Raw genomic sequence first — 11,805 nt, forward strand, 5'->3', positions numbered from 1 at the left:
AATCTAGATATTGGTTAAATTAATTTATTTTAAATTGTTTACCTTATAAATACACGAACAACTTTTATACATATTTAGCTTATGAAACTCATTTACACATTGCTTTTAGCAATAATAAGTACTACCCTATTTTCACAAGACACTTATATTCAATGTGGAAAACTAATTGATACCAAAACTGGAAAAATACTAACCGAAAAAACTATTGTCGTTTCTGGAAATAAAATCAGTAAAATAGAAACAGGATATACAGAAGGAGAAAGCAATGACATTATTATAGATCTAAAGGACAAAACAGTAATGCCTGGACTTATCGACATGCACGTACACATGGAGAGTGAATCGAATCCTAAAGCCTATCTAGAGCGTTATACGAACAATGATGCAGATGTTGCTTACAACTCGGTAGGATTTGCAGAAGCTACATTGTTAGCAGGATTTACCACCGTAAGAGATCTTGGAGGAAGCGGCGTAAATATTTCCTTAAAAAAAGCAATTGCTCAGGAAAAAATTATAGGACCACGAATTTTTACTGCTGGAAAAATTATCTCCAGTACAGGTGGTCATGGAGATCCCACGAATGGAAGCAAAAAAACTATTATGGGAGATCCAGGACCTAAAGATGGAGTTGTAAATGGTATAGAAGATGCAAAAAAAGCTGTGAGACAACGTTATAAAAACGGAGCTGATCTTATTAAAATTACTGCTACAGGAGGTGTATTAAGTGTGGCAAAAAGTGGTTCTAATCCTCAATTTAAACTAGAAGAAATAAAAGCTATTTGTCAAACCGCTAAGGATTATGGATTTCATGTCGCGGCGCACGCACATGGAGATGAGGGTATGCAACGTGCCTTGAATGGCGGAGTAACTACCATAGAACACGGAACTCTAATGAGCACTAAAACTATGGATCTTATGAAAAAAAAGAAAGCTTATTTGGTCCCTACAATTACTGCCGGTAAAGAAGTAACCGAAAAAGCAGAAATAGACGGGTATTATCCTGCTATTATTGTTCCCAAAGCATTAGAGATAGGTCCTAAAATTCAGGATACCTTTAAAAAAGCTTATAAACGAGGAGTGCAAATTGCATTTGGTACCGATGCAGGAGTTTTTAAACATGGACAAAATGGAAAAGAATTTGGATATATGGTTGAAGCTGGTATGCCTGCAATTACAGCTATTCAATGTGCCACCATTGTTAATGCCAAAGTATTAAATATGAGCAAAGAATTAGGACAAATAGCTCCAGATTTTATTGCAGATATTGTAGCGGTAGACGAAGATCCTAGAGATGATATCAAAACAATGGAGAATGTAGTTTTTGTGATGAAAAACGGAAAAATATACAAGCAATAATTTTGCTTTATACATTTTCTAATTGAAATATCGATTATTCAAACATAAAATTATCAATGACCAAAACTGAGCTTTCTAAATTAACAGATGAAGAACTTTTAATCGAAAAAAAGAAATTAAAGAATTCTAAAATATTCCATGCCCTATTGATTGGATTTATGGCAGGAATTTTTGTAGTCGGAATTGTAGGATGGAGTCTTGCTAAAAAACCATTGGGACTGATCCCAATGTTTATTTTAGCTTTTTTGATTTATAGAATCATCAAAAATTCTAAAAACAATAAAGAACTTGAAGAAATCCTAAAAGAAAGAAAATTGAATTAAGGAATTCTAAACACTTCAGACTAACCTAAAAAACAGCATTAGTTATTATAATTTCTAATGCTGTTTTAAGAGTTAAAAAAAGATAGTATACACTATTAAATAAATTGAATAAAAGATTTATAGTACATGCTATCCGATTCTGAAAAAATGATAAGCTCATGAAAAAGACACTCAACTATATTCTTTTAGGAGGAATCCTACTTTTTGGGGTATTTTACACATACACCAAATTAACAGCTGCTTCTAATGGAAATATAGCTCCAGATTTTGAAGCTGAACTAATAGATGGAACACCTTTTAAATTATCAAATCTTCAAGGTAAATATGTACTATTGGATTTTTGGGGATCGTGGTGTGCGCCGTGCTTAAGAGAAAGTCCAGAACTAGTGGCGCTACATAACAAACATTCTAAGGATCTTACTGTAGTTACAGTAGCTCTTGAGAAAAATCTAAAGTCTTGGGAAAAGGTTACTAATAAATATGGATATACTTGGAAGCATCAGATTGTAAATCAAAATCGTTTTGTACTCTTATCAGATATTGCCAGAAAATACGGTGTTTCCGAAATACCTTCCAAGTTTTTAATTGCTCCAGATGGCACACTCTTAGGGAATTACTCTTTCAAAGAAATTGATGAAATACTTAACAATAAAAGGTAGAATTAAATATTAGCTTATCTATTAATGTACAGATACCCAGCTCTATCTTTTGCTCCTTCAATAGTTAATACATAGTAATACGTTCCTTCTGGTAATTTTGATTCTTTCGATACCGTTGCTCTACCCTCAGAAATACCAGCAAAGTTTTGATTTTCGTGATATGCTTTCTTTTGAAACACTAATACTCCCCATCTATTATATATAGACACTTGATTATTTGGGAATTGAGATAAACCCTGAATTCTAAAAGTATCATTGTATCCATCTCCATTAGGCGACACCGCAGTAAAAACTTCTAAATCTCCATCTAGTAATCTGTTAGACGAACCAAAGGTTAATACTTCATAATCATCTGGAATAATTACGTCTGAAGAAATCTCTCCATTATCCAAATCTCCAATCACATTAGTATTCCCTAAGTTTACCCATTTCTTAAGTGATTTACTCCAACCTACCACTCTTAAATCTTCTACATCATCTACAAGAGTAGGAATATTACTATTACTATCCCATGTTAAAGTAACCTTAGTACTTTGATTTCCATCTAAATCCCAAAATTCGAAAATACTAACTCCGTATAATAATTCTTCATACTGCTCTGTATTAAATCTCTCAGTAAAAAAATTAGGTGTATTTGGATTTTCAAAAAAGTACGCAGCTCTCGAAGTATTTGTTGCAGCACCACTTTCTATTTTTATTGGTCTTAATCTAAAATCATCACCCACTGGAAAGGAAAAATCTAATAATCCACTTAAAGTAGCATATCCATCAACATATCGTTCATCGCTTTCACCTAAATACGGAGCATCTCCTATATAATCCAATGAGATATTTTTCTGCTCTCTATCTGTTATGACTCTACCATTCACAAATTCCTGAAAATTAGTAACCCCTACAGCTACATCCAAAAACAAACCTTCTTTTGTATCGATTTCTACATCGTAAAAAACAGGATTATTGTCACCAGAAACCGTTAAATTATTTTCACTATAAAAACCAACCTTTCCCTTATTATCATTAAACTCTCCATCATTGATAACATCTATATGAAATCCCACTGTTCCAGCACCATGAATTTGTGCATTTCCAAAATTATGAAAAGCGTCTTGTGCAAATCCTAAGAAGCTAACGGCTATTAAAGTAAAGGTGAATATTGATTTGAAATTTGACATCTTATTAGGGCTTTATGGTTTTTGTTGATGTAAAAGTAAATCCTTAAAAACCAGGTTATCATCGACTCTGGACAGAACAACAATTATTACCTTCGAATGGGAAAATTCCACCGTTTAACCGTCATTTTACCGTTTATCGAAATAAATATAGACGAATGGTTCTCATGAATCGATGAACCTTTAATACCCATATTTTCTACTTTAATTTAAAATAGCATATAACCTGATTAAACTCTAAAAACATATTAATAGATAGTATCCCCGCAATTATTTATATTGTACTAGAAATCTCTTTTAATTATGAAGTATCAAATTATTCTATTTACTATATGTAGCATTTTTCTACCCCAATTAGTTTTAGCACAAGAACCTAATCTTGATGCCTTTAAAAACCTTGTAAACAAGGAGTGGAAAGCGGAAGGAAAATGGGGAAACGGAAGCGTTTTTAAACAGGAAACAACTTTTAAGTATGATTTGCATAATACTCTAGTGATAGCCAGATCTAAAGGATTTACAAACCAAGAACAAACCGAATATGGATGGCGGAATCATGGTGTCAGAAAGTTTGATAAGACTTCCAAGACTATAAAGTTTTGGGAATTTGATGTTTTTGGGGGACTTACTGAAGGAACTATAGTAGTCGATGGAAAAAACATTCTATATCAGTATCAGTATGGCGATTCTTTGGTAACCGATATGTGGGAATATGTTGATGATAACACCTATAACTTCAAGGTTGGCTCCTACCAAAATGGAGTATGGAAACAAGTATACTTAGAAACACAATTCAAAGCGGTTTCTCAATAGCATTCTATTATCAAATAAAAAACCTCAAAGTCACTCTTTGAGGTTTTTATTAAGAATTTGTTCAAACTTTTCTTTTAGATCGTAGCAGAAATGGTTTCCATAGATCGATCTACTTTTTTTACTAACCCAGACAATACTTTTCCTGGTCCTACTTCTGTAAATGAGGTAGCACCATCCTTCATCATATTCTTTACACTTTGTGTCCACTTTACTGGAGCTGTTAATTGTGCAATCAGATTCTTTTTAATCTCTTCTGGATCTGTAACTGCTGTTGTAGTCACATTTTGATAAATTGGACACGTTGGTGTACTAAAATTAGTAGCTTCAATAGCTGCTGCCAATTCTTCTCTAGCCGGTTCCATTAATGGTGAGTGAAATGCGCCACCAACAGGTAACACCAACGCTCTTCTAGCACCTTTTTCTTTAAGTACTTCACAAGCCTTTTCTATTGCTTCTACTTCTCCAGAAATAACTAATTGACCTGGACAGTTATAATTTGCTGCGACTACAATTCCTTCAATTTCTTCACATACTTTTTCTACAACCTCATCTTCTAATCCCAAAACTGCTGCCATAGTAGAAGGTTTTAATTCACAAGCCTTTTGCATAGCTAACGCTCTTTTAGAAACCAATTGCAATGCATCTTCAAAATTCAAAGCTCCACTAGCTACCAAAGCAGAAAACTCGCCTAATGAATGCCCCGCAACCATATCAGGCTTGAATGCATCACCTAACACCTTACTAAGAATTACAGAATGTAAAAAAATAGCAGGTTGCGTCACTTTCGTTTCTTTTAACTCTTCTGCTGTTCCTTCGAACATGATTTTTGTGATCTCAAAACCTAAAATATCATTGGCTTTATGAAAAAGTTCTTTTGCAACTTCTGAATTTTCATATAAATCCAGCCCCATTCCTGAAAACTGAGCCCCTTGACCTGGAAAAACATATGCGTTCATGTATTGTGTATTTTAAAATTTTGACAAAAGTAAGTATAATGTTGATAGTGGTTATTAGTAAACATCTATAATTTTAGGCAAACCAACTATAACCACCTCTGTAAAATATATTGTAATTAAGTATAAACTTTCAGGATTTGTTGCACTCTATCATAATAAGAACTTCCAAAAATATTTAGATGTACTAGCAAATAGTACAATTGCCAAAGATGTATTCTATCTTTCCAATTTGGCTGAAGTGGAAAAACATCATTATAAGTTTGAAACAATTGTGAATCAAAACCACCAAACAGATGCATCATGGCAATATCCATTTCTCTAGGCGCATACGAAACTGCAGGATCAATCAAACATGGATTTCCATCAGAATCCACTATATAATTTCCATTCCACAAATCTCCATGTATAAGACTTGAAACTTGTTTTGGAATCTCTTTTTCAATATTGCTATAGAAAGCATCTAAATTCTGAAAAGAAAAACCCTTTTGGAATGCTAAGGTAAATTGTGGATATAATCGTTGAGTAATATAAAATTCTGCAGCAGAATTACAATCAGTATTACACTGAGGTAGACTTCCAATATAATTATCACTTTCGAAACCAAAAAACGGTCTACTTTTTTGGTGCATTAACGCTAACTGCTCACCAAAATTCATCCAAAAACTTTTAACTGGTCTTCCAATTGGAATATACTCTAGCAATAAAAATGCAGTATTCTCATAATATCCATGTTGTATTACATTAGGAACTCTAAAAATTTTTGCTTTTTCTAATTCTTGTAGTCCGATCGCCTCAGCCTCGAACATCTTTGGAAAATCGGATAGACTATTAAGCTTAAGCACCAGTTTTCTCGTACCAGTTTCTAGGAAAAAAACTTGATTAATATCACCGCCAGTGAGTGGTTTTTTTTCTTTTACCTCTTCTTCTAGTAAATCTTCAATATACTTTATGAAATGGATGGAAAACAAGTTAGAGTTACTTCTTTTTATAAGTTAAGTAAGTAAACCCATATTCATGACGATCATCTGCTCCATGAAGCTCCTTATTTTCTAGAACCCATATTTCAGGATCTATTTCAGGAAAGAAAGCATCAGCATCAAATTTGCCATGAACTCGTGTAAGCTCAATACTGTCTGCATAATCTAATCCTATCTTATAAATCTCTCCTCCACCAATAATAAATGGTTGTGGATCATCTTTTGAAACCTTTAATGCTTCCTCCATAGAATGCACAACGATAACCCCTTCTGGCTTATATTCTGGATTTCTTGTAATCACTACATGAACACGATTTGGTAGCAGTTTCGGAAACGACTCAAACGTTTTTCGCCCCATGATAATATGGTGTCCTGTTGTTAATTGCTTGAAACGTTTAAAATCATTTGGCAAATGCCAAACCAAGTCATTATCCTTACCCAGCGCATCATTTTCTCCCGCAGCTGCAATCATTGTTATATTTTGACTAAGTTTTTCTGCACTAATAGTTTTGGTCATAGTAGCTTGTTGTCCTTGTTTAATAAAATCATCTTTCTTTTTCAACAGTTCATCTTTAGGATACATCTTGTCCACATCTTTTTGAATCAATTCAATTTCTGCTTTTTGTTTCGCAATCAAGCGCTCCATTTGATTACTTGTCCAATCAGCTCCCATAAACTTATGAAACAACCAAACATTACAAAAATGGAGTACAAATAAGAATGCCCAACAAATAACTGCTACGACGGACCAGTTAATTCCAAAAAAGGTATACTCTTTACCAAATCCAATTAATAGATTCAATACCACTAAAAATAATGAACCAACCAAGAACACAATAAAGTGTTGAAACAGTCTTTTCTTTTGAACAACTCTTTTACGTGCATGCTCATATAATTCTTTTTGAACAGGATCAATTTGTGGAGTATCTTTTCTTTTTGAAAACATTTTAATGGTACCTTAGTGACACTTGATTAATATCAAAGTAAATATAAAGGTTTTGGTAAAAAGCCCTAAACGAACTTATGAAGAATTTACAAAAAGAATTTCCCGTACTATCTCAAAACACTTACTTAAACACAGCTTCCTCTGGATTACTCTATGATTCTTTATTGGATTACAGACAAGAACATGATTTAGATTTTTTGATCGGAGGAAGTATGTTTCGTGACCATCAAGAGCAATTTCTAAATACAGTAAGAAAATCCATTGCAGATTTTTGTGGCGGCACTTCAGAAAATACTGTCCTAACTCCTAATTTTTCTATCGGCTTTAATACTATCTTAAACGGATTAGAGAAAAACAAAAAGATTTTGTTATTGGATGAAGATTACCCTTCGATTAATTTTTCTGTAAAAAGTAAAGAATTCGAAGTATGCTATGCGGAGGTAAATACCTCTTTAGAAGAAAATATTTCTGAAGCAATTGCTCAATATTCACCTGATATTTTTGCTTTTAGCTTAGTACAATATATAAACGGAATTACCATAGATCTAGATTTTTTAAAAAATCTAAAAATTAAACATCCAAACCTTCTTATCATAGCAGACGGCACGCAGTTTTGTGGAACAAAAGTTTTCAATTTTGAACAATCTGGAGTTGATATTTTAGGTTGTAGTGGTTACAAATGGCTTTTAGGAGGCTATGGTAATGGTTTTTTACTTTTTAAAGAAGGAGTTCTGAAACAATTAACGCCAAATAATTATTTAAAAACTTCGTTAAACTCATCATATGACCCATCATATACTAATATTAGATCAAGATACGAATGTGGTCATTTAGACACATTCAACTTCGGGAGTTTGCAACATTCAATTCAGTTTCTTTCTAAAATTGGACTTTCAGAAATTGAAGAAAAAATCAAGGAATTATCAACGTATGCAAAGCATAATTTTACCGATCTTGGAGTATTAGACAAAGTTGCTAAGCAACGAAATGATAATAGTGCGATTTTCAACATTAAAGGAGACCAGAAACTACACAACACTCTTAAAGAAAAAAACATCATTACCTCACTAAGAGGAAATGGCATTAGAATAAGTCTTCATCTTTATAATAATAAAGAAGACATTGACAAGCTTGTCGGAATACTACATCGTTATCGTTAATATTTAATTGTTAATTGTTCATTAAATTATTGAAAATCTGACTCTTCACACTTTTGTTTTTTAATGTTTTGTATTAATTTAACAGATAATTTTATTAACTAAGAATTAATTATAAACAAGAATTATGGCTATAACCAAACAATACTTAAAGTCAAAACCAATTTGCAAAGTTACTTTTTCTGTACCTGCAAAAGAAGCATCAAGCGTTTCTGTAGCTGGGGAATTTAACGAGTGGAACACAGAAGCTACTGTATTGAAAAAATTGAAAAATGGTACATTTAAAGGAACTTTAAATCTTCCTAAAGATCAAAAATTTGAATTTAAATACGTGGTTGACGGAGAGTGGACAAATGAAACAGAAGCTGATGGATATCAGTGGAACGATTTTGCTGCTGCTGAAAATAGCATATTAGTACTTTAAGCAAAAATATATAAAATTGAGGTTGTATTACTCTACAACCTCAATACCTTTCCAAAATGCCACATATCCTTTGATTTGCTTAGCTAAATCACTAGTTTCAGGATAATACCAAGCGGCATCTTTATTTTCTTTACCATTTACAGAAACGGTATAGTAAGATGCTACACCCTTCCATGGACAGTTGGTATGTGTGTCACTAGACTTAAAAAATTCTTTCTTTATTGCCTCAGGAGGAAAGTAGTGATTGTTCTCGATTACTTTAGTGTCATTGCTTTCTGCAATTATTTCATTATTCCATATGGCTTTCATAGCTTTCTTATTTTATATTTTTTTATTCTGACTTTTTGAACACATAGTTCTTATAATATTCATTTTCGTCCGTAAAATTATTAGTAATAACAAAGCCTGATTCTTTTGCCAGCCATTTCACAGTATCATCATCATATTTCTGAGAAATCTCTGTATGTATACTTTCCCAAGCTTCAAAATGCACTTGTAGTTCTAAACAATCAATATCTACTGTTTGCTTCTTTTTACTTACCAAATAACTTTTTGCGGTACCACTTTCGGGATCATATACTTCCCAATGCATAAAAGCATCAACATCAAAATTACCTCCAAGTTCTTTATTAATTCTTGTTAAGACATTTTTATTAAAAGCAGCTGTTACACCTGTTTGGTCGTTATAAGCATCTAAAACTTTCTGTGGATGTTTTTTTTGATCAAATCCAATAAAAACTTCGTCATCAGCATTCATTACCGCGTTCAATTTTTTTAAAAACTGAATTGCTCTTGGGTGTAAGAGATTACCAATATTAGAACCTAAAACCATAATCACCTTTTTACGTACACTTATGTGTTTCAACCTATCCAATACTTCAAAGTACTCTCCTATTTGACCTTTTACCTGAAGTTCCGGTATTTCTAAAGAAAGATTTTCTACCAATCCATCAACAGCATGCTTACTAATATCAATCGGATGATATGTTACATCATAATTCTCTTTCAATAATTCTTTTAATAACACTTTAGTTTTTTTTCCATCTCCAGCGCCAAGTTCAATTAAATCAAACCCTTTTTTAAAAGGATCAAAACTCTTTAAAATATTCGTTTTATGTAATTTAAAAATATCATACTCGGCATTGGTAAGATAATATTCTGGCAATGCCATAATTTTCTGAAAAAGCTTATCACCAACTTCATCATAAAAATATTTAGATGAAAGATATTTTGGAAAACTAGTTAATCCTTCGTGTACTTCTTTTCCGAAAGTACACATTAAAACGCTTTGATCTTTTGAACTCATGTAAAAGGGGAATTACTTACTTTTTACTAATCGCAATCCGTTAAATTGCCATCTTAGTTGTGGGTGAAAAAAATTACGATATGTTGGTCTTGTATGATTTTTAGGAGTTGCTATGGAACCTCCTCGGAGTACTTTTTGATTAACCATGAACTTTCCGTTATATTCTCCGAGTGCTCCTGGAGCTTTAGCATAATTAGGGTATGGTAAATAGGCGCTTTCTGTCCATTCCCATCGCAATCCCCAATCAAATAATTTATGGGCAACTTCCCATTCGAATTCTGTCGGCAAACGTTCTCCTTTCCATTGTGCATACGCAAAAGCTTCATAATAGGATAAATGTGTCACTGGAGCATTTAAATCCAATTGTTGCAGTCCTTGTAAAGTATATTGATGATATTCTCCGTGAATCTTATGCCAATACAAAGGGGTTTTTATTTTTTCGGTGTTAAGCCAATCCCACGCTTCAGCATGCCATAAAAGGCTATCCTCATATCCTTTATCATTAATAAAATCTAAGTACTCTTTATTAGTTACTAGATCATTTGCTATTTTATATGCTTCTAGAAACACTTTATGAACTCCCAACTCATTATCGTAACAAAAGTCTTCTCCTTTATAACCAATATCATAAATACCTTCGTCAATAAAGTGATATTTATCAGAAGCACTGCTATTCGGATTTTCATCAAAAGTGCTACTGTATTTTGGAAGTAAAGGATTATTACCCAAAATAAATTTAATATCCGTTAGCAATAACTCTTGGTGCTGTTTCTCATGATGTATTCCAATTTCTACAAGAGATCTCAATTCTTCATCCTCCATACTTTCTAGAAGTACCTGCAAGTGATTGGTGACATAATCTCTATATTGATATACCTCATTGACTGTGGGACGAGATAAATTACCTCGATTGGTTCTCACTACTCGTTTTCCGATACTTTCATAATAGCTATTAAATACAAAGGCAAAGTCTTCATGAAACCTTTTATAATCAGCATAATATCTTGTAAGAATAAATTCTTCGAAAAACCAAGTAGTATGACCTAGATGCCATTTCGGTGGAGATACATCAACGATGGGTTGCACAACGTAATCTTCGATCTGAAGCGGGGAACAAATTTCTTCTGTATGAGCTCTTGTCTCTAACAAGGAAGATAGCAAATTATCAGTAATTACCATAAAAAAAGAGTGTATTCGATTTACGAATACACTCAAATTTAATAATTTTTAAGCTGTATCTACCTAATAAAGGAGTTAATCCATTGTTAAATATGGAATATTAATTACTAGGTTTTATAAAGGTAATTGGCACTTCATATGCTATAGCTATCGGCTTTTTTCCCCACTTTCCGGGTTTCATTTTAGGAATTGCTCTAACGATCCTAACAGCTTCTCTCTGCAAGTGTCTGTGCCCACCTTTTACATCAATCACCTCTGCTTTACCTTTATTATTAATAATAAATTCTACGGTAACTGTACCTTCCAAGCCTTCTTTAGCGGCAATTTCTGGATATCTAAAATTAGAGATGATATGCTTTCGCAGGTTATTATCAAAACACTTAATAGGTGTTTGTCTGGATTTATCGCATTTTGGCCATATTGGCGTAATCCCCTTTTCATTTGCATTTTCTTTGGAAAGAATAATATTATCCTGAGCAAACAAGAAGGTGGAACATAAAATTGTAATAATAAGTAATAGTTTCTTCATAGTAATTCAGTTTA

General features: G+C 32.8%; 14 protein-coding genes. 6 read left to right on the forward strand and 8 right to left on the reverse strand.

The window, feature by feature from the left end; genetic code table 11:
• Nucleotides 1–81 precede the first annotated feature (81 nt).
• The 3 genes from Q1A73_RS06710 (at nucleotide 82) to Q1A73_RS06720 (ending at nucleotide 2,338) form a co-directional block, all read left to right on the forward strand.
• Nucleotides 82–1,356 (forward strand): amidohydrolase family protein, encoded by a 1,275-nt coding sequence (locus Q1A73_RS06710; RefSeq protein WP_299603258.1) that lies wholly within the window; start codon nucleotides 82–84, stop codon nucleotides 1,354–1,356.
• Between the two features lie 56 nt (nucleotides 1,357–1,412).
• Nucleotides 1,413–1,679, forward strand: coding sequence for a hypothetical protein (locus Q1A73_RS06715; RefSeq protein ID WP_299603261.1), 267 nt, complete (start codon nucleotides 1,413–1,415; stop codon nucleotides 1,677–1,679).
• A 158-nt stretch (nucleotides 1,680–1,837) separates the two neighbouring features.
• Nucleotides 1,838–2,338: a TlpA disulfide reductase family protein gene (locus tag Q1A73_RS06720; RefSeq protein ID WP_299603263.1), complete on the forward strand. Its 501-nt coding sequence runs from the start codon at nucleotides 1,838–1,840 to the stop codon at nucleotides 2,336–2,338.
• A 14-nt stretch (nucleotides 2,339–2,352) separates the two neighbouring features.
• Here the strand turns inward: Q1A73_RS06720 and Q1A73_RS06725 are convergent, their stop codons facing one another.
• Nucleotides 2,353–3,510, reverse strand: a complete 1,158-nt coding sequence (locus Q1A73_RS06725; protein WP_299603266.1) for a gliding motility-associated C-terminal domain-containing protein — start codon at nucleotides 3,508–3,510, stop codon at nucleotides 2,353–2,355.
• 300 nt (nucleotides 3,511–3,810) lie between these two features.
• Here Q1A73_RS06725 and Q1A73_RS06730 point away from each other — a divergent pair, with 300 nt between their 5' ends.
• Nucleotides 3,811–4,317 (forward strand): hypothetical protein, encoded by a 507-nt coding sequence (locus Q1A73_RS06730; protein WP_299603268.1) that lies wholly within the window; start codon nucleotides 3,811–3,813, stop codon nucleotides 4,315–4,317.
• 74 nt (nucleotides 4,318–4,391) lie between these two features.
• On the opposite strand, the gene fabD is transcribed toward Q1A73_RS06730, so the two are convergent.
• The 3 genes from fabD to Q1A73_RS06745 all read right to left on the reverse strand — a co-directional run bounded on the left by fabD (nucleotide 4,392) and on the right by Q1A73_RS06745 (nucleotide 7,196).
• Nucleotides 4,392–5,273: an ACP S-malonyltransferase gene (gene fabD / locus Q1A73_RS06735; RefSeq protein ID WP_299603272.1), complete on the reverse strand. Its 882-nt coding sequence runs from the start codon at nucleotides 5,271–5,273 to the stop codon at nucleotides 4,392–4,394.
• A 116-nt stretch (nucleotides 5,274–5,389) separates the two neighbouring features.
• Complete coding sequence (locus tag Q1A73_RS06740) at nucleotides 5,390–6,241, reverse strand: fructosamine kinase family protein (RefSeq protein ID WP_299603275.1); 852 nt, start codon at nucleotides 6,239–6,241, stop codon at nucleotides 5,390–5,392.
• Between the two features lie 7 nt (nucleotides 6,242–6,248).
• Nucleotides 6,249–7,196 carry a dihydrofolate reductase gene (locus Q1A73_RS06745; protein WP_299603278.1) on the reverse strand — a complete coding sequence of 316 codons (948 nt, stop codon included), beginning with the start codon at nucleotides 7,194–7,196 and terminating at the stop codon, nucleotides 6,249–6,251.
• Between the two features lie 77 nt (nucleotides 7,197–7,273).
• Here Q1A73_RS06745 and Q1A73_RS06750 point away from each other — a divergent pair, with 77 nt between their 5' ends.
• Both Q1A73_RS06750 and Q1A73_RS06755 read left to right on the forward strand, forming a co-directional pair.
• Nucleotides 7,274–8,356: an aminotransferase class V-fold PLP-dependent enzyme gene (locus tag Q1A73_RS06750; RefSeq protein ID WP_299603281.1), complete on the forward strand. Its 1,083-nt coding sequence runs from the start codon at nucleotides 7,274–7,276 to the stop codon at nucleotides 8,354–8,356.
• A gap of 124 nt (nucleotides 8,357–8,480) precedes the next feature.
• A complete protein-coding gene (locus tag Q1A73_RS06755) occupies nucleotides 8,481–8,777 on the forward strand; it encodes an isoamylase early set domain-containing protein (protein ID WP_299603284.1) in 297 nt (98 codons plus the stop codon).
• Between the two features lie 27 nt (nucleotides 8,778–8,804).
• On the opposite strand, the gene Q1A73_RS06760 is transcribed toward Q1A73_RS06755, so the two are convergent.
• The 4 genes from Q1A73_RS06760 to Q1A73_RS06775 all read right to left on the reverse strand — a co-directional run bounded on the left by Q1A73_RS06760 (nucleotide 8,805) and on the right by Q1A73_RS06775 (nucleotide 11,791).
• The gene (locus Q1A73_RS06760; protein ID WP_299603287.1) at nucleotides 8,805–9,086 is read right to left on the reverse strand and encodes a DUF427 domain-containing protein; all 282 of its coding nucleotides are present in this window, start codon (nucleotides 9,084–9,086) and stop codon (nucleotides 8,805–8,807) included.
• 22 nt (nucleotides 9,087–9,108) lie between these two features.
• Complete coding sequence (locus Q1A73_RS06765; RefSeq protein WP_299603289.1) at nucleotides 9,109–10,083, reverse strand: L-histidine N(alpha)-methyltransferase; 975 nt, start codon at nucleotides 10,081–10,083, stop codon at nucleotides 9,109–9,111.
• Nucleotides 10,084–10,095: 12 nt separating this feature from the next.
• The gene (egtB, locus tag Q1A73_RS06770; RefSeq protein WP_299604657.1) at nucleotides 10,096–11,262 is read right to left on the reverse strand and encodes an ergothioneine biosynthesis protein EgtB; all 1,167 of its coding nucleotides are present in this window, start codon (nucleotides 11,260–11,262) and stop codon (nucleotides 10,096–10,098) included.
• 100 nt (nucleotides 11,263–11,362) lie between these two features.
• Nucleotides 11,363–11,791, reverse strand: coding sequence for an energy transducer TonB (locus Q1A73_RS06775; RefSeq protein WP_299603292.1), 429 nt, complete (start codon nucleotides 11,789–11,791; stop codon nucleotides 11,363–11,365).
• Nucleotides 11,792–11,805: the final 14 nt, after the last annotated feature.

The sequence above is a fragment of the uncultured Aquimarina sp. genome, assembly GCF_947492115.1.
GTDB lineage: Bacteria > Bacteroidota > Bacteroidia > Flavobacteriales > Flavobacteriaceae > Aquimarina.

Coding starts and splice junctions, on each gene's coding strand:
- Q1A73_RS06765 (WP_299603289.1), bottom strand. CDS start 10,083: ATGAGTTCAAAAGATCAAAGCGTTTTAATGTGTACTTTCGGAAAAGAA.
- Q1A73_RS06730 (WP_299603268.1), top strand. CDS start 3,811: ATGAAGTATCAAATTATTCTATTTACTATATGTAGCATTTTTCTACCC.
- Q1A73_RS06745 (WP_299603278.1), bottom strand. CDS start 7,196: ATGTTTTCAAAAAGAAAAGATACTCCACAAATTGATCCTGTTCAAAAA.
- Q1A73_RS06760 (WP_299603287.1), bottom strand. CDS start 9,086: ATGAAAGCCATATGGAATAATGAAATAATTGCAGAAAGCAATGACACT.
- egtB (WP_299604657.1), bottom strand. CDS start 11,262: ATGGTAATTACTGATAATTTGCTATCTTCCTTGTTAGAGACAAGAGCT.
- Q1A73_RS06775 (WP_299603292.1), bottom strand. CDS start 11,791: ATGAAGAAACTATTACTTATTATTACAATTTTATGTTCCACCTTCTTG.
- Q1A73_RS06755 (WP_299603284.1), top strand. CDS start 8,481: ATGGCTATAACCAAACAATACTTAAAGTCAAAACCAATTTGCAAAGTT.
- fabD (WP_299603272.1), bottom strand. CDS start 5,273: ATGAACGCATATGTTTTTCCAGGTCAAGGGGCTCAGTTTTCAGGAATG.
- Q1A73_RS06725 (WP_299603266.1), bottom strand. CDS start 3,510: ATGTCAAATTTCAAATCAATATTCACCTTTACTTTAATAGCCGTTAGC.
- Q1A73_RS06750 (WP_299603281.1), top strand. CDS start 7,274: ATGAAGAATTTACAAAAAGAATTTCCCGTACTATCTCAAAACACTTAC.
- Q1A73_RS06710 (WP_299603258.1), top strand. CDS start 82: ATGAAACTCATTTACACATTGCTTTTAGCAATAATAAGTACTACCCTA.
- Q1A73_RS06720 (WP_299603263.1), top strand. CDS start 1,838: ATGAAAAAGACACTCAACTATATTCTTTTAGGAGGAATCCTACTTTTT.
- Q1A73_RS06715 (WP_299603261.1), top strand. CDS start 1,413: ATGACCAAAACTGAGCTTTCTAAATTAACAGATGAAGAACTTTTAATC.